Source organism: Marisediminitalea lipolytica (genome assembly GCF_001758465.1).
Classification (GTDB): domain Bacteria; phylum Pseudomonadota; class Gammaproteobacteria; order Enterobacterales; family Alteromonadaceae; genus Alteromonas; species Alteromonas lipolytica.
Window position 1 is genome coordinate 564,121 of sequence record NZ_MJIC01000015.1, and the last position, 26,338, is coordinate 590,458.

At 49.8% G+C, this 26,338-nt stretch carries 19 protein-coding genes; 7 read left to right on the plus strand and 12 right to left on the minus strand.

What is annotated here, in order from left to right; all coding sequences use genetic code 11:
- Positions 1–32 precede the first annotated feature (32 nt).
- Together BFC17_RS17045 and BFC17_RS17050 are read left to right on the plus strand one after the other, a co-directional pair.
- Positions 33–1,043 carry a zinc-binding dehydrogenase gene (locus tag BFC17_RS17045; RefSeq protein ID WP_070177680.1) on the plus strand — a complete coding sequence of 337 codons (1,011 nt, stop codon included), beginning with the start codon at positions 33–35 and terminating at the stop codon, positions 1,041–1,043.
- Between the two features lie 22 nt (positions 1,044–1,065).
- Entirely contained in the window at positions 1,066–1,965 is a 900-nt protein-coding gene (locus tag BFC17_RS17050) for a hypothetical protein (protein ID WP_070177681.1), read from the plus strand.
- Between the two features lie 1,302 nt (positions 1,966–3,267).
- On the opposite strand, the gene BFC17_RS17055 is transcribed toward BFC17_RS17050, so the two are convergent.
- Complete coding sequence (locus BFC17_RS17055; protein ID WP_070177682.1) at positions 3,268–5,337, minus strand: TonB-dependent receptor; 2,070 nt, start codon at positions 5,335–5,337, stop codon at positions 3,268–3,270.
- A gap of 216 nt (positions 5,338–5,553) precedes the next feature.
- Between BFC17_RS17055 and BFC17_RS17060 the strand changes: the two genes are divergently transcribed.
- The gene (locus tag BFC17_RS17060; protein ID WP_070177683.1) at positions 5,554–6,936 is read left to right on the plus strand and encodes an MATE family efflux transporter; all 1,383 of its coding nucleotides are present in this window, start codon (positions 5,554–5,556) and stop codon (positions 6,934–6,936) included.
- Here the strand turns inward: BFC17_RS17060 and BFC17_RS17065 are convergent, their stop codons facing one another.
- Genes BFC17_RS17065 through BFC17_RS17075 form a run of 3 tightly spaced genes read right to left on the minus strand, consistent with a single transcriptional unit; the run spans position 6,937 to position 10,003 of the window.
- Positions 6,937–7,650, minus strand: coding sequence for a DUF3108 domain-containing protein (locus BFC17_RS17065; RefSeq protein ID WP_070177684.1), 714 nt, complete (start codon positions 7,648–7,650; stop codon positions 6,937–6,939).
- Positions 7,651–7,667: 17 nt separating this feature from the next.
- Positions 7,668–8,330 (minus strand): hypothetical protein, encoded by a 663-nt coding sequence (locus BFC17_RS17070; RefSeq protein WP_070177685.1) that lies wholly within the window; start codon positions 8,328–8,330, stop codon positions 7,668–7,670.
- Positions 8,327–10,003, minus strand: a complete 1,677-nt coding sequence (locus BFC17_RS17075) for an alpha/beta fold hydrolase (RefSeq protein ID WP_070177686.1) — start codon at positions 10,001–10,003, stop codon at positions 8,327–8,329. Before BFC17_RS17075 ends, BFC17_RS17070 begins: the two co-directional genes overlap by 4 nt.
- Positions 10,004–10,132: 129 nt before the next feature.
- On the opposite strand from BFC17_RS17075, the gene BFC17_RS17080 reads away from it, so the two are divergent.
- The 3 genes from BFC17_RS17080 to BFC17_RS17090 all read left to right on the plus strand — a co-directional run bounded on the left by BFC17_RS17080 (position 10,133) and on the right by BFC17_RS17090 (position 15,649).
- A complete protein-coding gene (locus tag BFC17_RS17080) occupies positions 10,133–11,296 on the plus strand; it encodes a CaiB/BaiF CoA transferase family protein (protein ID WP_070177687.1) in 1,164 nt (387 codons plus the stop codon).
- Positions 11,297–12,225: 929 nt separating this feature from the next.
- Positions 12,226–14,766 carry a winged helix-turn-helix domain-containing protein gene (locus tag BFC17_RS17085; RefSeq protein WP_070177688.1) on the plus strand — a complete coding sequence of 847 codons (2,541 nt, stop codon included), beginning with the start codon at positions 12,226–12,228 and terminating at the stop codon, positions 14,764–14,766.
- A gap of 211 nt (positions 14,767–14,977) precedes the next feature.
- Positions 14,978–15,649, plus strand: a complete 672-nt coding sequence (locus tag BFC17_RS17090) for a hypothetical protein (RefSeq protein WP_070177689.1) — start codon at positions 14,978–14,980, stop codon at positions 15,647–15,649.
- Positions 15,650–15,896: 247 nt separating this feature from the next.
- On the opposite strand, the gene BFC17_RS17095 is transcribed toward BFC17_RS17090, so the two are convergent.
- From BFC17_RS17095 to BFC17_RS17130, 8 genes are all read right to left on the minus strand, one after another.
- Positions 15,897–17,261, minus strand: a complete 1,365-nt coding sequence (locus BFC17_RS17095; protein WP_070177690.1) for an amidase — start codon at positions 17,259–17,261, stop codon at positions 15,897–15,899.
- Between the two features lie 4 nt (positions 17,262–17,265).
- Positions 17,266–18,663, minus strand: a complete 1,398-nt coding sequence (locus BFC17_RS17100) for a phenylacetate--CoA ligase family protein (RefSeq protein WP_070177691.1) — start codon at positions 18,661–18,663, stop codon at positions 17,266–17,268.
- Between the two features lie 2 nt (positions 18,664–18,665).
- Entirely contained in the window at positions 18,666–20,051 is a 1,386-nt protein-coding gene (locus BFC17_RS17105) for an MmgE/PrpD family protein (protein WP_070177692.1), read from the minus strand.
- On the minus strand, positions 20,048–21,409 hold the full coding sequence (locus BFC17_RS17110) for an MmgE/PrpD family protein (protein WP_070177693.1): 1,362 nt from the start codon (positions 21,407–21,409) through the stop codon (positions 20,048–20,050). The genes BFC17_RS17105 and BFC17_RS17110 overlap by 4 nt, the downstream gene beginning before the upstream one ends.
- Positions 21,410–21,577: 168 nt before the next feature.
- Entirely contained in the window at positions 21,578–21,937 is a 360-nt protein-coding gene (locus BFC17_RS17115; protein ID WP_070177694.1) for a hypothetical protein, read from the minus strand.
- Positions 21,934–23,163: a class I SAM-dependent methyltransferase gene (locus tag BFC17_RS17120; RefSeq protein WP_070177695.1), complete on the minus strand. Its 1,230-nt coding sequence runs from the start codon at positions 23,161–23,163 to the stop codon at positions 21,934–21,936. The genes BFC17_RS17115 and BFC17_RS17120 overlap by 4 nt, the downstream gene beginning before the upstream one ends.
- Positions 23,164–23,441: 278 nt before the next feature.
- Positions 23,442–23,936, minus strand: a complete 495-nt coding sequence (locus BFC17_RS17125; protein WP_070177696.1) for a tetratricopeptide repeat protein — start codon at positions 23,934–23,936, stop codon at positions 23,442–23,444.
- Positions 23,937–24,026: 90 nt separating this feature from the next.
- Positions 24,027–24,443, minus strand: coding sequence for a BLUF domain-containing protein (locus tag BFC17_RS17130; RefSeq protein ID WP_070177697.1), 417 nt, complete (start codon positions 24,441–24,443; stop codon positions 24,027–24,029).
- A 106-nt stretch (positions 24,444–24,549) separates the two neighbouring features.
- On the opposite strand from BFC17_RS17130, the gene BFC17_RS17135 reads away from it, so the two are divergent.
- On the plus strand, positions 24,550–26,337 hold the full coding sequence (locus BFC17_RS17135) for a sensor histidine kinase (RefSeq protein ID WP_070177698.1): 1,788 nt from the start codon (positions 24,550–24,552) through the stop codon (positions 26,335–26,337).
- Position 26,338: the final 1 nt, after the last annotated feature.

Below are 26,338 nucleotides of genomic sequence, written 5' to 3' on the forward strand. Positions count from 1 at the left end.
TATCCCGCTCTATTGTTTAACAGGTAACGCCAATGCTGCCAGCACACTATTCCGCCATTCAGCTTCAGCGCTTTGCACAAACCTTTCGTGAAGCCACTAATATAATTGAGTTGCCTCTTGCTCAGCCAGCGGCCGGGCAACTGGCAGTGCGTAATTTGTATTGTGGCGTGAATGGTATTTTTGATACCCAGATTGCCCGCGACGCGGTGGATTACGTTAAGTTAACCTTACCTATTCTGACCGGTGTGGAAGCACTGGGCGTAGTGGAAGCGGTAGGTGAAGGCGTTACTGATTTCGACCAGGGTGACGTGGTAGTGACTACCCGTTTTCCTTCCGGTTACCGTCAGTGGAACATCGGTGCAGCGAGCGATTTTTATAAAGTACCGGATGCTCGTCCTGAATGGCTGGTGTTGGCCTCCACCGGCGTATCAGCCTATGTAGCATTGCATCATATCGGCGAGATTAAACGGGGCGAGACTGTGGCAATTTCGGCTGCGGCGGGTGGGCTTGGTCATTTGTTGGTGCAGATTGCGAAGAACCTCGATTGCCATGTGATTGCTATTTGCGGCGGTGAAAAGAAAGGCGAGTTTGTAAAATCCCTGGGCGCCGATTGTATTATCGATTATCGCACGACCGATGTGTCTGAGTTCTTAAATGCGCATTACAAAGACAAACTCGATATTGCTTTTGATACCGTTAGTGGCCCTATTCACGACGCGTTTTTGGATAACCTGGCTCCGCATGGACGGTTAATAGTGGGTGGTGCCGCGGCGGATCTCGATGGTAAGCCCGAAGTGGTCTCGCGCCCGCGCATTGCGAATAAGCTTTATTATAAGAGCGCCTCGGTACGCGGTTTTATGAACGGTTTACTCGCCGATAAATGGCCGCCAGCGCGTGATGCGCTATTTGCTGACTTTATCGAAGGCAAGCTAAAAGTCTGTATCGACGAGCCGCAATTTACCGGCCTTGAAGGCGTGTATGATGCGGTAGAACGGTTACTTTCCGGACAGTCCATGGGCAAAGTCCTGGCCGATTTACGCTAACAAATTTACAGGTTAAAACAGCATGGCAGCACAGCAAGACAATATCACCTTAGGCCCCGTACTTTGTGGCACCCTGGTGTGTAACAATCTGGCAGAAATCGTGAGCGCTTATACCGAGTATCTGGGCGTGACCGTTTGTGAGGAAGGTCAGATAGATTCGCTAGTAGCCGATGCATGGGGCTTACCTGCACTGGCCCGTAAACCCTATGTACTTATGGCGAATCAATTTGGCGATCCCTGGGTTCGTTTTATTGAGCAGCCTGGCTGTGACATTAGTAAGCCTATCTCAACCCTTGGCTGGATGTCACTGGAAGTACTGGTAGATGACGTGTACGCCCTGGCCGAGAAGTTTAAGGACAGTCCGTTTACCATCATTGGCGACCCTAAGCCACTGGACGTAAGCGATGGCATCGAAGCCTTCCAGGCTACCGGCCCGGCTGGCGAAGTACTCTATTTAACCCGCGTATTACGCGAAGTGCCGCCTTTTGATTTGCCCATGCCGCGATGCGAAGTCGACCGTTTGTTTATCCCGGTACTGCTGGTGGCAGACCGGGATGAATCAATGGCGCTATATGCTCAGTTAAGTAACTCCAAACCACTGGCATTTGATACCAAGGTAACGGTAATTAACAATGCGCTGGGCCGCAACGTGGATGAACGTATGCCCATTGCCAGCATCCAGTTTAGCGAGCAAACATTTATCGAAATCGACGAAGTGAAGTCACTGCCCATGCGCCCTGTGACCTCCTGTGGATTACCCTCTGGTATTGCCATGGTGAGCTTTTTAGTGGATAGCCTCGAGGCGGTGGATTTGCCCGCGCTTGGCACCGTAATCCAAAGTGAAACAGCTTTGTACCAGGGTCGTAAGAGTGCACTTTACTTAGGCACCGCCGGCGAACTTATAGAGCTTATCGAACGCTAATTGCTCTCATAATCAAGTTTACGCAAAGCCCCGGATGCGACCAGTCATACCGGGGCTTTTTTTTTAATTGTGATTTACCTTCCAACTGGTATAAAAATATCCCGTCATACTGTTCCTTACGCCGGTATCAAAATATCCCGACTTGCCGGCCCTTGCGTCGGTATCAAAATACGCTGTTATACCGGTCGTTGCACCGGAATCAAAACATCCTGTCATACCGGCCTGTGAGCCGGTATCTCCTGAACAGTCTGACTCAGTTTAAAGCTGTTTTGGATTTACCGAAGTGTTTGGGAGATCCCCGATATTTGCTGTGCAAATTCGGGGCTGACGGGTTATTGTTTGTCCCCTGCGTTGGTAGCAAAATACCCTGTCATACCGGCCTGTGAGCCGGTATCTCCTGAACAGTCTGACTCACTTTAAAGTTGTTTTGGATTTACCGAGGTGTTTGGGAGATCCCCGATATTTGCTGTGCAAATTCGGGGATGACGGGTTACTGTTTGGCCTCTGCGTTGGTATCAAAATACGCTGTCATACCGGCCTGTGAGCCGGTATCTCCTGAACAGACTGACTCAGTTTGAAGCTGTTTTGGATTTGCCTAAGGGTTTGGGAGATCCCCGATATTTGCTGCACAAATTCGGGGATGACGGGTTATTGTTTGGCCCCTGCGTTGGTATCAAAATACCCTGTCATACCGGCCTCTGAGCCGGTATCTCCTGAACAGTTTGACTCAGTTTAAAGCTGTTTTGGATTTACCTCGGTGTTTGGAAGATCCCCGATATTTGCTGCGCAAATTCGGGGATGACGGGTTAGTGTTTGGCCCCTGCGTTGGTAGCAAAATACCCTGTCATACCGGCCTCTGAGCCGGTATCTCCTGAATAGTCTGACTGTTCGAAAAGCTGTTTTGGATTTACCGAGGTGGTTGGAAGAGCCCCGATATTTGCTGCGCAAATTCGGGGATGACGGGTTATTGTTTGGCCCCTGCGTTGGTAGCAAAATACCCTGTCATACCGGCCTGTGAGCCGGTATCTACTGAACAGTCTGACTGTTCGAAAAGCTGCTTTGGATTTACCGAAGTGTTTGGGAGATCCCCGATATTTGCTGTGCAAATTCGGGGATGACGGGTTACTGTTTGACCCCTGCGTTGGTAGCAAAATACTCTGTCATACCGGCCTGTGAGCCGGTATCTCCTGAACAGCCTGACTCAGTTTGAAGCTGTTTTGGATTTGCCTGAGGGGTTGGGAGATCCCCGATATTTGCTGCGTAAATTCGGGGATGACGGATTAAAACGGAGATTACAACAGCTTAGAACGTCACACTAAAATCCACACCTACGGTGCGTGGATCGCCGGGGTAAATTGACGAGTTACCGGCCGTGCCCGCGGCAGCATATTCTTCATCCAGCAGGTTTTTCGCCCATGCTGCAATGCTGTATTCAATATCACCGCCCCATTTATAGCCCAGACGTGCATTCACGATGTTGGTTTCATCGCGAGCGATTAACTCGGCATTGGCCAAATCGTTGTATTGCTTGTCGGTATAGGCATATTGCAGGTTAGCCACAATATTTCCGGTTCCTACTTCTTTGAAGTAAGACAGGTTAAAGCCATAGGTCAGCGGTGGCGCCTGTTTTAAATCATAATCATCGGCAATCAGCGCCTGGGCTTCTTCGGTCAGGCTTTTATATTCGCCATCCAGGGTGCCCACGTACGCATCGATTAACAGGTCGTCGGTGATTTGATAGGTCAGGTTGGCCTCAATACCATAGGTTTCCACGTCACCGGCATTAATCCGGGTAAAGCCCACAGCAGTTGAACCATTTACCTGTAAGTCGGTGTAGTCGTTAAAGAAGCCGTTGATGTTTAAGCGTAGCGCTTTGGTTAAATCGCTCTTCATACCCACTTCATAGGTAACAACCGTTTCGTCTTCTACCGCCAGGAAGCTGTCTACCGACCAACCGCCTGATTTAAAGCCGGTGGTTACCGAGGCGTAGGTCATCAGATCGTCGCTAACATCATAGGCCACAACGGCTTTCCAGGATAAATTCCTCCAGTCATTAGACTGTTCGCCGGCGTTACCGCGGCCGAGTGCACTCCAGTAATCCGGGCTGGCGATACCGGTAAAGTCTTTTTCTTCCCAGGTGTAACGCAGACCACCGGTGAGATGTAATTGCTCACTGGCATGATAGGTGTACTGGCCGAACAACGCAGCTGAGTTGGTATCAATGAAAATGCGTGAGTAACCCGAAACGAATTCAGAGTACTGGTCGATTTTTTCGTTGTATAAATACAAACCCGCTACCCACTCGTAGCTGTCGTTAGCTTCGGATAAACGGAATTCCTGGGTGCGCTGGCTTTGGGCTAAATCCTGATAGTAAGGCAGGCTGATAATACTGAATAACTGGTTATCCAGTGAGCGGTAGGAGGTGAGTGAATCAAACTCCATGTCGCCAAAGGCACGATGGGCCGAGAAGCTAAAGCCACGCTGATAGGTGCTGTTAAAGAAATCGCCCAGTTCGGTATCGCCGCCAATTAATGGCGTTAGCGGAAATTCGGCCTGGGTAGTGGTAAAGATATCACCGTCGTCATCCAACACACGGGCAGGATAACCCGGCTCAGAGTTATCGGCGGAAAAGTCGGCAGAAAGCAGTAAATCCCACACGTCACCGAAGTATTTTACGCCAATCTTTGCGCCTTCCTTATCTACCTTACCCAGCTTGTCGCCGTTGTCTTTGTTGGTCATAAAGCCGTCGCGGTTGTGGGTAAACAGCGAAACTTGTGCCGCCAGCTTGTCGCTGAGCGCTTTGTTGACCATCAGATAACCCGAAGCTAAATCGTAATTACCTGCACTCAGTTTTAATTTTACCTCGTCATCCAGACTGGGCTGGCGAGTGGTTACTCTGAGTGCACCACCATTTGAGTTACGGCCATACAATGTACCCTGCGGACCGCGTAGTACCTCAATAGACTGAATGTCGGCCAGATCCAGCAACGCGCCGGTCTGACGGCCAATGTAAACACCATCGACATAAATACCAATGGCGGGGTCTGCACCGGCGCGGGATTCATCTTCACCGATACCGCGTAAAAATACTTTCATGCCGGTAGCGGCGCCGGTGTTTTTGGCAATGTTAATGTTGGGCACGGTTTCATTGATATCCAGTGCGTTGGTCATGTTACGCAATTCAATATCTTCTTCACCCAGCGCGGTAATCGCAATGGGGACGGATTGTAAGTCTTCTTCCTTGTACTGGGCGGTTACGGTAATTTTTTCCAGTTCCTGGGCGATAACGTTGTGGCAGGCAAGCGATACAGCGGTAGCAAGAAGAAGTCGCTTAAAGCCCTTAGAGGAGGAATGCACGTTAACGTTGTTCATGTGTAGGTTCCCTTCAACGGTTGTTCAATGTGAGTGGTGTTGGTTATTTTTTGTTATTGCAATAACCAATGTAGGGAAGGCTTTCGTGCTTGCTCATGACATTTATCAAGGATTTAAAAAATTGTTTTGCAGCCAGTGCTTATGACCTGGTTGAATTATTGACATGCTATTAGAACAAAGTGATTATCATTATTGTTCAATTATTTGTCTGGTCACATGTCCGAATCCCAAGCTCAAGCCCAAACGCCCCTGCAAACAAGCCCCTCCGACGCCGGGCCGTTACTAAGTGATGCAGTCAATATTCGTCAGCTTTTGGCACTGGTGATTTCTGCCGGTGGGGTGCAGGCCATGTCGGCCATTGTTGGCATTATCACTATTAAAATTGTGGCGCCGTTGGGGAGTCATACCCTGGCGGCGGTTACCGGCGGGCAGCGCTTATATTTTATTGTGCAGGCCATTTTACTGGGCCTGAATGTGGGAACCATGGCACTGGTATCGCGCAGTATCGGCAAACAACAACCTGCCGAGGCCAATGAATGGATGCGCGCTTCATTGTTACTGTCGTTAATTATTACGCTTCCTATGTCACTGTTGTTCTGGCTGGCAGCAGAGCCTTTACTGCACGGACTGGGTCTAAAAGGCGATGCACTCACCGAGAGTGTGGATTATATTCGCCAGCTAACGGTGTATATCGCGGGCGTGGGTATTTACCTGATTCTGGCCAGTGCCCTGCGCGCCATGAATATCACTACTATTCCGCTAGTCTGCGGCGTGTTTTTAAATATGCTTACCGTGAGTCTGACCTGGTGGTTGGTGCATCACCACAGCGCGTTGGGTTTTACCGCCGCCGGTGGGGTATCGATAGCGGCCGGGTTGGGTAACATTATCGGCCTGGCGCTGATGCTGGTGATGTTATGGCCAAAGTTAACCGGGTTATTTAAAGGAGCCTGGCCACTGTCTAAGGTCATGCCGATTTGGCGAATCAGTTACCCCGCAGTGCTGGAACAGCTTATTCGCCAGGGCTCGGTGCTGGCGTTTTTATGGGTGGTGGCGCATTTTGGCGATGCGGCCTACGCCGCCTATGGTGCCGGTATTATGCTAATGGCGGTGTCTATTGTGATTGGCTTTGGCTTTTCTATTGCTACCGCCGTTATGGTGGGTCAGGCGTTGGGGCAGGATAATACCGCACAGGCCGAAAACGTGGTGCGTACCTCGATGACCATCGCCGTAGGGCTTATGTCGGTACTGGGGGTTTTATTAGGCATCTTTGCTGATGAACTTGCCGTGTGGCTGGTGATAGAGGGTGAAGTAGTGCAATACACCGCCTCGTTTATCCTGTTTTTTGCGCTCATTCAGCCGGTAATGGCGGCGGATTTTGTGTATGTGGGCGCATTACAGGGCAGTGGTGATACGCGCTGGCCGATGGTGAGTGTGATTGTGGGGCCACTGTTGGTGCGCTTTAGCGTGGCTTACGTATTGCTTGCTGTGGGGGCTGATATTGAATGGATTTTTGCCACGATCCTTATCGACTATCTGGTAAAAACCGGCATTGTGGCGTGGCGCGCACACTACCGGTTTAAACACTTACTAACGCAGTAGTTATTCGACAGAATACTCTACTAATTCGTAGCGGGTCATCATGTAACCGCCAGCTTCTGCCGCCACCGCAATAAAGTGGTCCTTAGTACACCAGACTTCATATTTAGGGTGCTCTTCCGGCAGGTCTGCTGCGGTATCGGTGTAAGCAAAGTGGTAACAGTCAAAGGTACCAGCCGGTACGGTAATGGTTTTCTCGCCGAGGTATTCCAGACCATAGCCTAAGCGAAACAGCATAGGGCCGGTGGCACCGCGGTGATCCGGGCTGGTCAGCGCCATGTTCTTAAATAATTGCTTACCTACACCCTGACTGCGGTCGTACACCTTACACGCCAGGCCATCGCCTACAATCGGGTGTGAGCCTAACCAGCGAATAGGTTCTTCCAGTGGCACTTTTTGGGTAATGCGACCATCGCGCTGGTTGTAGGTTTCACACTCTGCCATGTCTTTGGTAAAGCGGAACCAGCCGGTGCCTTCAAACTTGTGACCTACGGTAATGCGGTTAAAGCAGTCCAGCGGGTAGTTGTCTTTGTCGAACGACATGGTGATGTCACGAATAACTGCTGGCTCATCATCGATTTCGCAGTGCGCGTGCATCACGCGGGTTTCGTCCTGTTGTACGGTGAGCGAGAAGTACTCACGGCCACGTTCCTGATTCATGCGCTCGGGCTTTAAACTGGTATACAGAATCTTGCCCCGGATAGTTTGATAGCTCATTGCTAATACTCCACAGATTAAATGATGAGATGAAGGCCTAATGCCGAAATCAGGAACAATAATCCCCAGATAATAAAGACATAAGGGCGGGCACCGCCAATGCTTGCGGCAATTACCTGGTTGGTATGCGCATCGACGGTATTATTAATAATGTTGGCAAACACTGCAAAAAAGGGTTTGAGCTGAATACGAATACACAGCCCCATGAGCACCGTTACGCCAAATAAGGTGAGCTTGAAGCCAGCCCAGTCGGCCCCCAGTGCAGTGTCGGTGATAACACTGGCAGCGCCATAGCCTAAGGTGGCTACACACACGGCAATGCGAATTACCCAATCGCTGGTGGTTAACCAGCCGGGCGGTTTGCCGTGCTTAAAATGTAAGGTAATTAAAATGGCCAGCCAGCTTACGGTAATTACCCAAATTAGCGCCATGACCAGCGCGGGAACATTCAGTACGCCAAGGCCATAAGCCAATTGTAACCCTGTGGGTAAGATCAGCGGCATGGCAAAGCGCGGTCCCTGATCGCACGCAATTAAAATCTTAGTAGCAACCAGACGGGCTTCGGCGCTTAACGTGGTATTAAGCAAATACCGGCTGGCAATAAAGGTACCTAAATCACCGCCTAACCAATACACCAGGCACAACAGGTGCAGGTATTTAAAGATTAATATTTCCGTCATGCCATTACCTTCTCTAGTGCAGCCAACCAGTCCATATCCTGAGCGCCGGTGGTGTGAATGCTAAGACCTGATTGTTCCAGTAACGCTGTATCGCAAAGCTGATTTTCCGGTACGGCGTAGTAACTAAAACATTCTCCAGCTGGTTTGCTGTTTAGCCATGAATAAGTGGTTTCAGCGGCAACCGCAGCAGGCCAGGCATTGCGTGCTTTTAAAATATTTACCGCACGCTGATGAATTGCCGCAGGCTCTAATACGCCGCCCGGGCGTTTACGGCCAGCAATGGTGCGGTTAAACCAGGGAGTGTAAATCTGCTCCCAGCGTGCAATACGAAAAGCGCGTACCAGATGCGCGCCATCCCATACTGGGGTTAAGTCGCTGGCAAAGTTGGCTAACCAGTCGTCGGTCAGAGTATCCGGCTGGGTATTAACATTAAGCGCTGCGCCGCGCGAGGCATAGTTATTCTCTACCAGCCAGGCGGCAATGCGTCCGCCCAGGCCATGTCCGGCAACACAGTACTCAGTAATTGCCAGCTTGTTTAATGCCTGATGAATAAACTCGCTTATCTCTGCAACACTGGCTGGTGGGTGTTCCAGACTTTCAGAATCGCCCTGGCCGGGTAAATCCAGCGCAATCACATTGTATTTAACGGATAAAAACGAAATGAGCCGCGCAAACAGTGCTTTTGACTCGCCTGCGCCGGGCAATAACAGCAGCGTTGGGGTTTTGGTGTTGTGAGTTAACTTTCCTGAATACGCAAGCGCTTCACCAGCCTTGCCCGCCCAGCCATGGGTAATGCCGTTTTGGTCGGACGCCGTTTGTGGGGCTGCGCTAAATTCAGTGCCGGGTTGCTGTTTTAAACACAGGCTGATAGCGCTGTACAGCTCACCCATGTCGGCATGTAATTCGGTATTAAAACCGTTAAATACCTCACGCTCATAATGGCTGGCGAGGGGATCGTGCTGGTGACACACAAACAACTGCGGGCAATTAACCTTAGGCAACCAGTTTTCGGTAACAAAGGTAAAGGCAGCATGATAGGCATGGCGATAGCCATCGCCCGCTTCCAGCACGTCCATCACATTACCGTGCAGGCGCGGTACCGGGCTCATATCAAATTCCATCAGGCAGCGATCTTCGGCGATATGCCAGGGGAAAAACGCCACCTGTTCTTCAATACGCGCCCACAGCCAGGTCATATGGCTGCCATCCCAGGCCGGGGTAAAGGGGGGTAAATAGCCCTGCAAAATAGTATTGCGCTCGTCTTTCGTCCAGGCAGTCAGGCCATCACAGGTTAAGGCAGTCACTTCATCCGGCGCAATGGCCGCCAGCGTACAGGAAATGGCTGCGCCGGTATGAAAACCATATAAACCATACTGTGCTAACCCCAGTTCTTTGGCGAAGGCCTGTAATGCGCGGGCGTAATCCAGTGTGGTGGTTTGTTTAGGTTCGCTAAGCGGGGCAGATAAACCATAGCCCGGCGTATCCGGGGCAATCGCACAAAAGCCCTGGCTAGCCAGGTACTGCACCAACGGAATCACCGCGCGGGACGATTGCGGCGAGCCGTGGATCACCAGTACCGCCGGGCCGTTGCCACAAATCTGGTAACGAACTTTTCGGCCTTGCACAGTGCAAAAGGCCTGATAAACGGGCGGTGTTGATGCAGTCACAGACATAACGCTTTCTCTAGGGAATACAATATCAATAATAAGTTATATTGACATAACATTATCGTTATAGCTATCCTGTTTTCAATATTTGTTGTCGCCTGTAGCGGCTATTTATCTACTAACGCAGAGAATGTTATGAAGCTATCCGGTATTAAGGTTGTCGATTTGTCCCAGTTTTTACCTGGCCCGCATTTATCCATGATGATGGCTGACCACGGCGCGGATGTGGTTATGATTGAGCCGCCTACGGGTGAGCCAACCCGCGCAGTAGGGTTAAAAACCGATGGCGAATCAATCTGGTTTCGTAACATCGGTCGCGGTAAAAAAAGCCTGTCGCTCAACCTTAAGCATCCTGAAGCTAAAGAAGCACTGCTTAAATTAATGGATAGCGCCGATGTGGTGATCGAAGCCTTTCGTCCCGGCGTGGTCGACCGGTTAGGTATTGGCTATGACGTGGTGTCTGCCCGTAACCCCGGTGTAGTGTACTGTTCTATTTCTGCATATGGTCAGACCGGCCCCAAGCGCTTAAATGCCGCTCATGACTTATCTATTCAGGCCGATTCTGGTCTGGTAGCCGTAAACGAAGGTGCTGATGGCGAGCCTGCCAGCCCTGGTGTGCCTTGTGCCGATATGGCATCCAGCCTGATGGCGCTCTCTGGCATTCTGATGGCTTTATATGCCCGCCACACCAGCGGCAAAGGCGATTACCTTGATATATCAATGCAGGATACCCTGGTAGCCTGGACGCCAAACGTAATGGGGCCGGTGTTTGCTGAAAACCGGGCACCAGTGGTGAAAGACGAACGCTCCTGGGGCGGTTCGGCTATGTATCAGGTGTATAAAACTAAAGATGGCCGTCACTTAACCCTGGGCGGCAGCGAAACCAAGTTTGCCTATAACCTGCTGGTGGCGCTTAACCGTGAGGATTTATACCCGCTTTGTCAGGAGCTGCCGGGGCCCGTTCAACGCCCGGTTGTTGAGTTCTTCAAAGAAACTTTTCTGACTAAAACCCTGGCCGAATGGACCGAGTGGTTTAAAGACGTCAATGTGTGCTGGGCACCGGTTCGTGACCTGTACGAAGCCATGCAGGAAGAACATCTGGCCGTGCGCGAAATGGTGGTAAAAGACAGCGAAGGCAAATCCCATCTGGGCGTGCCTATTAAGTTTGCTCAGGAGCCGGGTAAGCCAGACTTCGCGCGCCCTAAACAAGGTGAGCACAACACCGAGTTACTGGCCGACCTGGGCTACGACGACGCGGCCATTGCTAAAATGGTAGAAGAAGGTGGGGTGATTTCTTAACTCACGGTTTTCCGCTATGACGTCCTCATAGTCATATATATATAAATCCCGCCATACCGGAAGTCCTGTAAGGGCTATCTGGTATCAAAAAATTCCCGTCATGCCGGAAGCCCTACAAGGGCTATCCGGTATCTCCTTAAAAGCCTGACTCCCTCAATAAGGTTATTTCAGGTTTGCTAAATGGTTTAGGAGATCCCCGATATTTGCTGCGCAAATTCGGGGATGACGGGGAACAAGGGGAATGTTCAGCACACAAACATCCCGTCATGCCGGAAGGCCTGTAAGGGCTATCCGGTATCTCCTCAACAGTCTGACTCCCTCAACCAGGCTGTTTCACGTTTGCTAACTGGTTTGGGAGATCCCCGATATTTGCTGCGCAAATTCGGGGATGACGGAGAATGTTCAGCACACAAACATCCTGTGATGCCGGAAGCCCTGCAAGGGCTATCCGGTATCTCCTTAAAAGCCTGACTACCTCAATAAAACCATTTCAGGTTTGCTAAATGGTTTAGGAGATCCCCGATATTTGCTGCGCAAATTCGGGGGATGACGGAAATATTGGGTACGACGACGACCCCAAAAACAACCCGTCGTACCGGAAGCTCTTTAGGAGGTTTCCGGTATTAAAACATCCCGTCATGCCGGAAGCCCTACAAGGGCTATCCGGTATCTCCTGAACGGTCTGACTTCCTCAATAAGGCTGTTTCAGGTTTTCTAAATGGTTTAGGAGATCCCCGATATTTGCTGCTCCAATTCAGGGGTGGTGGAAAATTAGGCAATTAATAACTACCGACAGGTGTACGTATGTGCTACCAAGTGCTACGGTTACCAATTAGTGTATTAAATATGACCAATACCGTTCCAAAGTGTTACGGCTTGCCGTTTTAGGAATTTAGTGAGATTAGCAAGGAATATGCAAAAGGGTTGCTATGGATTTCGACTCAAATTCAAAAATTCAGATCGCCGACATTGTAATTGATTTCAGTAAAGCCCAGGCTTATTCCCTGGAGTCTTTCAGGCATCAAAATGCTCAAACCCCCGCTGTCGAGTTAGATGACAAGTCTTTGCTGTTATTTCAATTATTACTGTCTGCAGAGGACCAAAAGGTCTGTAGAGAAGAATTGCTCACTAAAATATGGGAAGGACGAATAGTTAGTGATGACTCACTTACAAATCTGGTGAGCCAGACCAGAAGCAGAATTAAGCAGATATCCTCCGCCAATATTATTCGCACGATGCCGAAAAAAGGTTATGCCCTTCAGGGAGAAATACAGTCGCTGACATCGCCTATCCAAGATAGCCCTGTACAACACGAAAACTCAAAAAGACGAACCATCCCCTTTAGCATATTGGTGGGGATATTGATCTGTGTTGTGGGTCTGTTTTGGTATCAATCGCAAACGCCCGATCACTATGATCAAACTATCGCCGTGCTACCCGTAGAAACGCTCAGCAGCGACTCAGAGATCCTCAATTCCTCGCTGTCGTTCACCGAAGAACTTACACATCAGTTGGCTAATTATCCGGCGTTGAGAGTGGTGTCTAAAACTATCTCGGCCACGGTGAACAAAGAGGCGCTTGGACCGGAACAAATATCGCAGGCGCTGAATAGCCGCTTTTTTATTGAGGGCAGTATTCGGCAAAGCGAGGGGGCGATAAGACTCACTTTGCAACTTATTGATGGCCAGAGCGGATTACACGTCTTTTCGCAAATTGTGGATACCTCGGTGGACGAGTTTAAATCTAATCGTGAAGACATTATTCAAATGCTATCGCGATTAATCGTTAATGAAATTCCCTTTAGTATCGAAGCGGTATCTGAACAAGAAGAGGCGATTTACATAGCGCGTTGTGATAGTTATCTCGATGTTGCTGCGCTTTATGAAAAATATATTTTACTCAACATTGAAACCATCGCACCACAAGCGGAACCTGCCTGCGTAGCGTTATCGCAAATAAGTGCGAATCCCTCATTGTTGAGTAAACCCGCCGAATGGTATCTGTTTATGGCGAAGGCTTCGGTTAAAGACCGAAGTCAGCGCTTAGCCTACTTAGAGTTGGGTAGAAAGTATGTCGAACAGGGTTTAGCACGAGCTTCTGATGATGAAGCCCTATTGAGTCAGAATTTAAACCTGTGGAATTATCAATTATGGGATGCGTTACGTTACGACTCAGATCCAGAGGAAGCATTCAAACAGGTGCAGGCTATTGGTGAAAAAGCCAGAAAGATTTACCCGGATAACTCTACTTTTACAAACAATTATGCCGTTGCCCTGCGCCGCTATGGTGTAGCAGTTGCGCGCAAAGGGCAATCTCCCGTCCCCCATTTTGAAAGAGCTATCATTCTATTAGAGGAAAGCATTACGCTGTTTCCTCAAAACGCCAATCTGCAACATAGCCTGGGGCGGCTCTACAAATTTTACGCGAGTTACCTGCTGTCGATTGGTCAAGAGCATCTGCCAATGCTGCAAAAAAGTATTGAGCATTACGAACAAGCCATCGCATTGGAGCCCGACCAATATAATGTTTACAACAATATCGGCAATGCTTACCAAAGTCTGACAAAATGGTTAGCTAGCCAGTATGAACCCTATGAAGAGGCACTGGCGAATACTCGGCGTTATTACGCCAAAGCGTTAGAGCATGCCGAAAAAAAGCAGCAGGTCTACAACAATCTGGCAGCCCTCAATTCCACTTTATCCAAAATTGAACTCTCGCGAGGGAATAGCGCGATGAGGCTCACCGAACAGGGGATAGAATATGCACAGCAAGCATTGCTAAGTCAGCCAGACTATATCTGGCCACACTTCAATTTAATGAATATGTTTTACTACCAACATTTTGAAGAGTTTGCCACAGGCGGGAACGCAATTAGCGCGGGACAACAGTGCGTTGCCATCGCCTCAAAAGGTCATGAGCTAAAAAGCAATTTAGCCAGCACCTGGCATACCATGTCTTTATGTGCGCAGATAACGGTTAGAATGTATCTCGAATATAACCGGAAAGAAGCAGCTATATCCATGCTTAACGAGATTGATGGCTGGATCGCACATTCCATTGAGTTAAATGCAAAGGCTGCTGATGGTTATAAAATACGCGCAACAAATCAGATGTTAAAAGCCCGCGCGGGGCTGAAATTTGACAATGCGCTTGAGGCTACTCTGCAACCCATAGAGCAAGCCTTAAGCCTGAGACCAGATGAAATAGAGGTATTAATTTCTGCGTTAGAGGTAGTGACCTATTACCGGCATGCCTCATCAGATAAGCTCACCGCCATCAGGGAACAGCTCGTAGAACTCATTGAGAATAATGATGCTCAACATGTGGCTTATCAGTTATTAACGCTGCTGCTAACTCACTCCAATATGAGTAGTGAGCAATGGCAAGTCGAAGTCAATAAACAACAAGCTCAACATGGTTTATTAGCCAGTTACTACGGCCGTCAATATCAAAATCTGTTAAATAACTAAGACAAAATATAATAATATCAATATCCTAGATTTATTTTTTCAAAAAAACAAAAAAATCCCATCGCGAATTTTTTAGCTTTTTTTTAGGTTTTTAGCAGGAGTTTTCAGGCCCTCATCTCTTATTTTTTCCATCACGATACCTGTTTGGCGTTGTTCAAGGGACTGGTTATGCCCTTAAAAGACGTCTCAATTTTGACTATGGAGAGAACTGATGAGACTGATACTTTTAGGCCTGTTGTGGGCAATGATATCAATGAATACCTGTAAAGCGGCGTTCATACAGATGGATGTAGGAGGTTCGAGCGTTGGGGGCTGGAACTTATCTGGCTCCGTTTGGGTTGATTGGGACGATATTAATTGGTACCACACCAGCCCCTATTTTGAGATGGCGGACATTTCCCAGGACTTTGTGGGTTACTTTAGTTGGACAAACGGCACTACTACCTATACCGACACGACGCTGGAGGGGATTAACAGGGAACAATTCCTGATTGGTAGATTAGATGGTGACAACGCAGATATTAGCCCTAGGTACACCACAATCAACTCCTTACACTTTTCCCCAAGTGCTTTGGATCCGGATTTTTGGATTGTCACAATAGGTAATGGTTCCCGCGCATCATGGAATGCGGGCATATTACCCGGAGTAGATTATACGGCATTCCATGCGTCTCATGGTCTCCCACCAACTGGAAAGTGGACAAAGGCCAGTTTTGTGGATGAGATAAGTCGGCCTGAGCTGTTGGGACCAGTAGCTGAGTCGCCTGCTGCGGTATCTGAGCCTGAACTCATCATACTTTGGTTAATCGCGGCTGGTTTTTGTGGTCGGTTGCTGGATAGACGACGTCCTCAAAAACAATCCGTGGCGCTGGAAGTTCTTTAGGGGATTTCCGGCACCAAAACATCCCGTCATGCCGGAAGGCCTGTAAGGGCTATCCGGTATCTCCTTAACATTCTGAATACCTCAATAAGGTTGTTTCACGTTTGCTAACTGGTTTGGGAGATCCCCGATATTTGCTGCGCAAATTCGGGGATGACAAAAACACTAATAAGGCTGTATCACGTTTATTAACTGGTTTGGGAGATCCCCGATATTTGCTGTGCAAATTCGGGGATGACGAAACTATTTATCAAACAGTCAGCAGGGGCTGTAATTGCTTCGCTGCGGCGAGCAGTGACGCGTCGTGTCCGGGTTGTGCCAGCAATTGTATGGCCATGGGGCGGCGCAGGCTGTCGCGGCCAATTGGAATCGAAATAGCGGGCATACCAGCGGCATTGGCCAGTGAGGTTAAATCAGCAAAACCTGCTGGTGGCGCATCCGTTACTTTCGGCACAGGTTCGGAAATGGTTGGCAGCAGAAGTACATCGTTATTACACAACCACGCGCGTAGAGCATTGCCGATAGTGCGTAAGCTGTTGTGTGCGTCTGACACCATATGCGGCGGCTGTTTTGCCAGCCAACCCAGCATAGATTGCACGCCCCTGGAAACATCGGTTTCTGTATTCGCACCAAAGGTTGAGAGTGCAGAGGTAATATCGGCTTCTACGGTAATTAACCCGGCGCGGCGTAGCTTACCGGGATTAAAATCAAGACGCTGCTTAATTACCCGGTATCCATCCTGTTGTAACTGTTCGGTAATGTGTTGGTAGGCACTTACTACGTCTTCACTGGTTTTGACCAGCTCTGTTAAATTAGACACCACGACGATACTTAAGGCGGGGTTCTTAGGTCGCTGCGGCAAATAGGGCACAGGGTGGCTTTCGCTGCGATGCTGCCAGTTGGTTGCTGAATAAAGCACTGGCAACCACAGGTCGAGGTCGCGCAATGAACGGCATAGCGGCCCGATATGATCAAGGGCCTGGCTGCATGGCACGCTGCCTTCGTTGCTGATGGCAAGATACGTAGGTTTTAAGCCCACCAGACCATTACAGGCGGCCGGAATACGCACGCTGCCCATGGTGTCGGTACCCAGCGCCATAGAGCAAAGCCCGGCAGCCACTGCTGCGCCAGAACCACCGCTTGAGCCGCCCGGTACTAACTCCGGATAGTTAGGGTTATAACACTGGCCATGGTGCGGGTAATTATGCCCGGTGCCCAGCGCTAGTTCGTCCATATTGAGTTTGCCAAGAATAATCGCACCAGCCGCTCGTAGGGCTGCGATAACCGGTGCATCGGTGTCTGGCTGATGTAGCACGGTATTCGTGGCCGCTGTGGTAGGCATGCCTGCCACGTCGATATTGTCTTTTACCGCGACGATGAGACCATCAACAGCGCTTAGCGGTTTGCCTTTGGCATAGCGCGCATCACTTTGCGCGGCTGCCGCTTTGGCCTGCTCACTATCAATATGGATAAAACAGTTAAGCGCCGATTGCTCGCTTATTGCTGCCAGCGCAAGTTCAAGCAAATCGCTGGCGGTAATGTCGCCACTTACAAGCGCCTTAGCCTGAGTAGTGGCATCCTGTTTTAGTAATAGTGCGCGCTGTTCGGTGGTCATCAGCTTACTTCTTGAAACGGTTGTCGATTAAACGGATTGGCTTTTGACGGCTGTCTATTCCGGTAAGGGCTGCCAGTGAGCCCGGTTCGGTTAACTCAACCTGCATTTCAATGCCCAGACGTTGTTTAAGTAATGCTTTCATTTCGTTATGCAACTGTTCGCCGTGCAGTTTGGCTTCGGCACGCACAATCATTTCGTCACGGCCACTGGCATCACGTTCTACCACGCAGATGTAGTCGCCAGCGAAAGCACTATGCGAGTCCAGGATCGGGCCGATACCAGTAGGGTAAATATTAATCCCACGCAGTTTTACCATGTTGTCTGAACGACCCATAAAACCGCGGGTACGGCGGAACGGCAGGTCCAGGCTGTTGCTGTAAGGCATGATTTCCGTTACGTCGTTACTGTTGTAGCGAATAATCGGGTAAATATCATCCTTAAATAAGCAGGTGACCACCTGATTACCAAACACGCCTTCGCCGCTTAGCACTTCGTCGGTTTCGGTATCGAGGATTTCGACAAACTGGGCATCTTCCCAGATGTACAGACCATCATGATCCGGGCCTTCCGCAGAAATCGCACCGGTATCGCCAATACCGTACCAGTCGAACAGCTCTGGGCCGCCCCAGGCTTCGGCAATCACTTCGCGCCCTTCCTGACCAAAATGGCCGGAAATCATATCAATCTTAATGTCTTTGCCCGGTTCAATGCCGTGCTCTTTGGCGACATCAGCCAGACGTTTCAGGTAGTCTGCAAAGCCTACCAGTACGTTAACGTTAAAGTCGCGCATCAGGTTAACCTGTTGCACTGAACGGGTCTCAATACCGGTACCTGCCGACAGGAAAATCGCATTGGTAAAGTGGATCAGCGCTTCACGAATGTAGTGACCGCCGTTGATCATACCGTGGCCGTAGCAGGACTGTACGGTAGAGCCCGCCGGTAAGCCCTGGAAGCGATAGGTTCTGCCTAACAGCAAGTTTTGTACTTCGCGGGAATACGGCCCGAACATCAGCGGCTGTGGTGTGCCGGTGGTGCCTGATGTGGTATGGAATACCATCGATGGGCGGGTTTCCTTAGTGTAGGTGTTAATACCGCTAAAATCGCCCAGTGGCGGGTGTTCTTCCAGGCTCTTCATTAAGTCTGATTTTGAATAGGTCGGCAGCTTAGCGATATCTTCAAGGCTCTGAATGTCGCCTGCCTCAACCCCGGCTGCACCCCAGTGACGCTGATAAAACGGCACCTGCCAGGCACGGTCCATAACCTTTTTAAAGCGTTCGTTCTGAATGGCAAACAGCTCATCACGGCTCATGCCTTTAAATTTTTGCCACAGCGCATCACCAATCGGATAGTCCGCAAGCATCTTTTTAATATCAAAAGTTTCAAAATAAGTGGGGTAGGTCATGATCATTGTTCCTCGGGGCTGTCACCCGGCACACTCAGTGGGAGCAGCAGGTCGATATTATTCAGGGTATCCAGCGCATCGGTGGTCTCGATTAATTGCTGGATTTGGCTGTTGTTAAGCGGCTGTGGGGCAGCTTTACAGCAACGGATAAATTTATTCAGGTGTTGTTCGCGGCTAAGCGGCCGTGCCGGGCTGCCTAATGTATTGGGGATATCGTGTTGCAACACGCGATCATCGTTTAACACCACTTCAATGCGCTGGGGGCTCATGGCATTCGGGTCGGTGTTGTCATCCAGCACCACAACAAACTTTTCGGCCAGCGCCAGGCGTTCGGGGTTACGCAGTTTGTGCTCGTCGTAACAATCTACCGCTACATCCCCATCAATAAATAAGGTCGCAGCGCTGTAGGCAAAGCATAATCGGGCATAGCTAACGGCCATTTCTGGCGTGGGTCGCCGACCAATTAAGCGGTTAATCAACGGCGGTGCGAACAGGGTAACTTTATCAATATCGCTGGCTTTAACGCCGTACTGGCTGATAAGAACCTGCAAGGCATCCAGTCCACCATGACAGGCTCTGCCGGTAGGGAACGGCTTGTGTGATACCTGATTAATGCGGTGCTCACTGAGCAATTCCTGCATGGCTGCGGGGAAGTCTGACTCCCGCTCAATCAGTGAGAAAAAGCCAAAGGGGCCATCCAGAATATCTACCGGGCCATCAAGGCCAGCGGCAGCTAAGTCATAAGCGTTAATCGCGCTGCGGGCAGCCACGCCAATTTGCATAGCCAGCATGGATGTACCTTCCACATGGGCCTGCATGGTGCCGCCCAGCATACTGTAGGTAATGCCAAGGGCTTGTTGGGTTTGTTCGTTGCTAAGACCATCTAACCAGGCCATCCCGCATACTGCGCCAAGTGCACCGCACCAGGCCGGGCGGAAAAAGGTTAAGGGCGAACGGGTTGCGCTGCCAATGGTAGTAGCTACATCCACTGCAACACTCACAGCGGTGATAAATTGCTGACCTGTTATATTGCCTCTGCGCTGGCTGAATGCCAGTAGCACGGCCTGAATGACGGCCATGGGATGCACAACGGCGGCTTCGTGCACGCAGTCAAATTCCTGATTATGAATCTGCCAGGCATTAATCATGGCGGCAGAAGGCGCGGTCATCCATTCGCCGGTATTAAATACCTGGGCGTCCTGGCCTTGCCCCCAGCTTTTACAAAGGCCTTTTAACTTTTGCGCAAACGGTACGCGGGCACCGCAAATGCCTACACCTAAGGAGTCCTGAATAAAAGTTTTAAGTGCGTTAACGGTGCGGGCATCAAGCTCTTCATAGCGCTGCGCCAGAGCATAATCAACCAGTTGCGTTAGGGATGACTGACTCATTGTACAGCCTCTTGTGTGGCAGCCAGAGAAGGCAACGCATCGGCCAGCGCGTCAATCCATAGCGCATCATCCTGTTCGGTTAATACACTCATTAAATCCTGCTGGTGGTTTAGCGAAACACCGGCCGCTTTAAACAGGCTGCTGGCTTTAGCAATAATTTGCCCGGTACTCATGGGATTGCCTGGATCGCCGAGTACATCATCCACCTCAATAACCTTGCGCTGGCCGTTGGTTAGCGAAAGCGTGAGTGTTGCACCATAAGCATTGGGATACGCTAACTGTCGAACGCGGCTGCTACGCACTGATATTCTATCGCGCCATTCAACCAGTTGAGGGTGGTTACGGCTGTCAGCATTGAAATCTTCAAGCGCTGGTTCGCCTCGCAGCAGTGTCACCGCGATAGCGTGCTGTAAGCTGAACTTTGCCTGTAGCTCGGTTTGTGGATTAGGGTTATCACAAAAGCGCAGCGCGTCGTCATAGGTTTCCAATGTGACCGATTCGATTTCAGCCGCTGGAATATCCACTCTTAACGCCGCGTCAATAGCCGGATGGGTATGGCGACAGGCCGGCCAAGGTTTAAAGCTGCAATGCCAGAGTAACCAGGGCGCATCAGCTTCACTTAACACCGCTTCCGGAATACCACCTTCAGCTGTGGCTGCTAACAGGCCTTGCTTTCCTTCCAGCAAACTCGCAGGGCCTTCGATACCGGCTTGCGCAGCCATTGCGGCCTGCACACCGGTAAGGGCTGCCCAGCCATTGTGTAATTGTTTACTTTGGGTGCTTTCATGGCGCATTTGCCACAGGCCCCCGGTGCGGGTACCGGCATTGGCTAAGGCACTGATCCACTGTGAGTCGTTTAATTTAAGCAATTCACAGGCGGCAGCGGCGGCACCAAAAGCCCCTGCGGTAGAGGTATTGTGCCAGAACTGATAATGCGCGGGGCCAAAGCTGCGGCCGATACGGATCATGGCTTCATAACCCACAATCACGGCGTTAAGCAGTGATTCCTGGGTAGCGCCAATATGCTGGGCAACGGCAATTGCCGCCGGGATCACCACCGGCCCAGGATGCAAAATCGAGGTGCGATGCACATCATCCATTTCCAGAATGTTACCCAGTGCGCCGTTGTACAACAGCGCGGTTTGTAAATCCGCTTTACCGCCACCGGTTAAACTGATGTGGCCGCTGCTGCTCAGACTTTTTTGCAACGCGACCAGCCTGCTGCCGGTTTCAGTGGTAGCACCAAGCACAGCACAGCCGAGCCAGTCGAGAGTATGCAGGCGTGCGCGCAGGCGATCCTCGTCGCTAACGGGACGCTTTAATAACGGAACGAGTTCGGTTAGCAAGGTGGTTGCCATGAGCCTGAAAAACCAATCAAAGTATAATGTAATAACAATAATACATATTATTCGGTAAACATCAATATAGGCTACCGGCTTTTATCTTAAACGGGCGTTGATGACAGGTGCTTGCAGGCAATAAAAAGCCCTCAGTACGAGGGCTTCAGGAAAGCTATAAAACGGGGATTACTGAGAAACCTGACTCACTACGGTTTCCATATCGGCCTGACCGTTGGTGTTTTCAGTGATCTCTTCGCGGCTTTGCTGCACGATACGCAGGATGCGCGAGATAAATTCCTGATGCCAGGTCTGGCGTTGCTCGGCAGCTGCGGCATCCGGTTTGTAGTTTTCAATCGCTTCTCGGGTCACACCGTTACCGGCTTCCAGCAGGCGTTCGATGGTGTCCATACGCTCGCGGGTTACCGCCAGCTCCTGGGCAATCGCCATGGTGATATTCAGCAGTTGCTCAGTTTGCGCTGATTCCAGAAAGTAAGGGCGCTGGCCTTTGGCTTTACGGCCGGCATCGGCAATATAATCTACACTCATGCTACAGACTCCTGTTTAGCTGCTTCTGCGGGTTTCCACGCACCAAATACGTTCCAGGCGGCGGCGCGACCGTAGTCTTCGGTCTTATCACCAGTTTCGGTTTTCGGGAAGATAGATTCATCTACTTTGGCGGTGACCGCTGCCGAGAACTGTAAGTCTGAAGGCAGGCCGGTAGAATCAATCATGCCGACTAAATCCACATCGTGCATCGCACCCCAGAACGGTTCGTTGTTGTTCCAGGTATCCCAGTCACGGATAAACTGCTCAAATACCGGACGGCCAGAATATTGCGGCTGCTCAAGGTGCAGCGATAAGCCACCGGGTACTAACAGACGGCTGATTTCGCTCAGGATCTTCGGCATAGACTGGGCAGACAGTTCGTGCAACACCATGCTGGTAGTAATCAGATCAAAGCTTTCGTCAGCAAACTGCGACAAGTCTTCGGCGTTAACCTGCATAAAGGTGATGTTGTTCACGCCCAGTGACTTCGCGCGGGCATGGCCGTAACGCAGTACCGGTGCAGACACATCAATGGCAATAATTTCGGCATCCGGGAAGGCCTGACCAATAGGTACAACGTTGTGACCAATGGTACAGCCAATATCCAGAATACGCTTAGGTTTAAAGTCAGCGTGATCTTTCTTCAGCCAGTCACAAATGGCGCGGCCACCACCATCGGTCATCGAGCCGAGCTGGCCTACCGTGGTAACAAATAAACCGCTGTCGTAGTTTGCCCCGGCGCTTACATCACCTTCCACTACGGAAGTGTGGTAGCTGCCTGGCATACAGTGAGTATCGACCACGGTAACGTAATCCGGGATTTGCGTTTCCGGGTTCAGTACCAGAGTTTCTGCGCCATTATTTAATTCGGCAGCGGCGGCATTAATCCGGTCAATCTGACGCAGAACCAGTGAGCGTCCGGCCTGTTGACGACATTCCATGGTGCTGCGGCGCAGTGCGCTCCACAGTTGATAGAAAGGCTGCTTTTTCATCATCTCACGTACTTCGTGACGTGACTCAGGCTCTCTGCCATGCTCTGCTCTGAACGCAGGTAACGCGTTTTGTTCGTAAGCTTCTTTTACACCAGGTAAAACCTGACCAGACAAATGATTGTTCAGATTGGCCAGAAAGTTAAAGCGGGCAATTTCGTCATGTTTGGCTTCGGGGAAAAGCGCATGTTTTCCCACTTTGTCCCAGGTAGGTAGGACTTTACGGTTACTGCTCATAAGCAACTCCTTGTGGTTTTGCTGCGACTAAAAGATGGAATAAGATTACTATAAAAGAAATAAAGTCATATTGATATAGGTTAATATCATTTACTGCTTTTTTGTACAATTTCCATTGCTTTTAAACGCAATTTTTGCGCACACAGATGGTGTTTTAAATTGTCATTACTATAGCTAAAACCGGTTTATCAGGACAGCGAACAAGATAAAAGGTGAGGTGAGCGGGGCGAAAACAAGTTCGACCCGCCGCCGCAGAAGGCTTGTTAAGATATGTTTGGTTAGTTCAGAGTGTCTAGGTAGGAAGTCGCTTCTTCCACGCCGGCGGCACTGGCTTTCTTTAACCAGTTAATGCCTGCGGTGCGGTCTACCGCGGTGCCTTTGCCTTCGATAAGCGCAATGCCATAGTGATATTTTGCCAGTGCTGAGTAACCTGCTTCATCATCAGTCAGTGCGCCCCGGCGCATTAACGCGGTAGCCTTTCTTTCATCTCGTGGGATCCCTACGCCGGTATCATAAATTTGTGCCAGCCAGATCATGGAATACACGCTGTTAAACCGTTCAATACAGTCTTCAAAGATGGCGATAGCGGCATCATGGTCACCCACCTTTTCTGCTGCATAACCGTACAAGCATTTAATGGGTTTAGTGCTGCTAACGTAAGCCTCGTAACTGAGTTCACTGGATGCGGTTGGCGCTGGCAACGGCTGCCCGGCCAGAGTGGTAAATGCAGTAAGGCTGGTAGCAAAGAGTAACGCGGTTTTCGCTGATGTCATAATGATATCCCTGTCAGATTGTTAGTAAAATGATATTGATTTGTAAATCAAATGAAAATACTTCCTTGGGAGTAAGACTATGTCATGGCGTTAGATGGTTGACTGGTGCGACGCTAAACGCCGTAAAAATTGCTCGGCCTGATCGGCTGTCATTTTGTCGGGCTTAAATTCGTGCTGACCAAGTTCTGACAGTAATTTATGAAACTCTGCACTGCTGCCGGCGTAGCCCATCTTCCACTTTTCAAAACAGGGCTTGGTAATATCGGAATAGCTGATAATAGTAATTTCGTCGTGGCGGGGGTCATCAGCAATATCCAGATAGAGTTCGTTAACTACACTGCGCTCGCCTTCCAGCGCCTGAATAAAATACTGCTTTTCGTAGGCGAGCATGCCGCACACCTCAAGCTCACTGTTGTTATCCCGCGCTACTTCCAGAATCGATTTAAGATCCGCCAGCGACATCTCACGGGATGCCCGGCTGTAATAAACCAGTCTGACCAAACTCATTTAAACTCCTCCCAGGTGCATTTTCCGCGAGTTTGCGGATACGACTTTTGCTGCCTATTCTTCAACTATAGCAGAGTATTTCCAAACAGCAGTTTGTGGTGAACGAATGGAAAATCCCATTTATGTGGTAACCCAAAGTCGCGATGTAAGCGGGTATTTGCCTGAGCACTGGCAAACCTATGAGACGATAAACAGTCTGCGCAACGGGCGTAAAAAATTGCGCAATAATAAACCCGCGATGGTTGTGCTGTGTATTGGCAGCGATGACGATATTCATCTGGGGCAGGAGATAGCCCGGTATGTTCGCGAGGGCATGGCTAACCGCGACACCCGTATTGTACTGCTGCACGACCCGGCCCAGCAACTCGATGAAGTGGCCTGGCTGGAAGAGTTTCAGATTAACGCCTGCCTGACGGCGGATCCGGCAAGACATCAGTTTAATCGCAGCGTGCTTAACCGCGAGCTGGACACTTTTAGCTATATCGAAAACAACTACCGTCAGCATGATGCCGAAACCGAAATGCTGGTGTGTATTACCCGCTTTTCCCGCGCAGATGAAAATATCACCACCTTATTAAGCACTTTTGCTGAAACACTGGCTAAGCTTTGTCATGCTGCCTGTCATTTTGAAATTTATATCGAAATGGAATCCCGCTACCGGGTGAGAAACCGCGATACATCGCAAAAGCATTTAGCCGAACAGATGCAGGCGATTGTGGCAAACGGGCAACTGCCGGCCTGTTTATCTCAGGCCATTGCTGAGCAAAAGCCGCAGATAAACCTGCTGCAGGATAACGGTGAGATAGACGCGCTGTTAGCCCGCGTTGAAACATCGGTTGGTAGTTACCTCACCTTTCCCATTGTGGTGTATAACCGGGTTATCTGCTTGCTGTTTTTCCTGATCCCGGAAGCCGAAATGGCGCGGGTCTCCATGAAGCAGATTAACATTATCAACAAAGCTGCCGAACAGCTTACGGTGCTGCTGGAGCGTAAGCAGGCCGAGTCCAGTCTTAAAAAACAATACACCCGCTTAAAAGATACCTTACTGGAATTAAAAAGTACCAAACAGGCACTGGCCCATAACGAAAAACTGGCGAGTATCGGGCGCATGGCGGCGGGCATAGCCCACGAAATTAATAATCCGCTGTCGTTTGTGATCAGTAACTTTACCTCAATGGACAGTTATCTGGATAACATAATTAAACTGCAGGAAATGCAGTCGGAATTGCTTACCTCTATTGATATTCAGCAGGACCAAAAAGCCACCGCCCTAAAACAGCATCTTGCTGAATTTGAAGAGCAGGCGGGTATTGAATTTATTCTCGAAGATATTCGCGCCATCGTGGCTGACTCGTTTAACGGCTTGCAGCGGGTTAAGAATATCATTACCGATTTAAGCTCCTTTTCCCACAATTATGAAGGGCAAAAAGAAAAAATTGATATCTCTGTTGTGCTGTCTGACACGCTTAAAATGCTCAGGTACGATTTGGCCGATAAGGTTACTGTTAAGCAGGACATCCGTTTTGATAAAGCCTTTTATTCCAATGCAGGGTTAATGGAGCAGGTACTGATTAACCTGATTAAAAATGCGTTGCAGGCGTTAGTGGATGCCGGTACCGAAACGCCGGAGATTGCTATTGGTGCCGAAGAAAGCGCGGATGGTCTGAAGCTGACTGTGCGTGATAACGGCCCCGGCATGACTGAAGCAGTAAAAGCAAAAATCTATGACCCGTTTTTTACCACTAAGGGCGTAGGCGAAGGCACCGGATTAGGCTTGTCGGTGGTTTACAATATTGTGCAGCGACTTGGCGGCAAGATTGAGTGTGAATCGCAGTTAGGGCAGTTTACCCGGTTCACCTTAACCTTTCCGCTGGCGCAACCTGAGGAAGAATAAC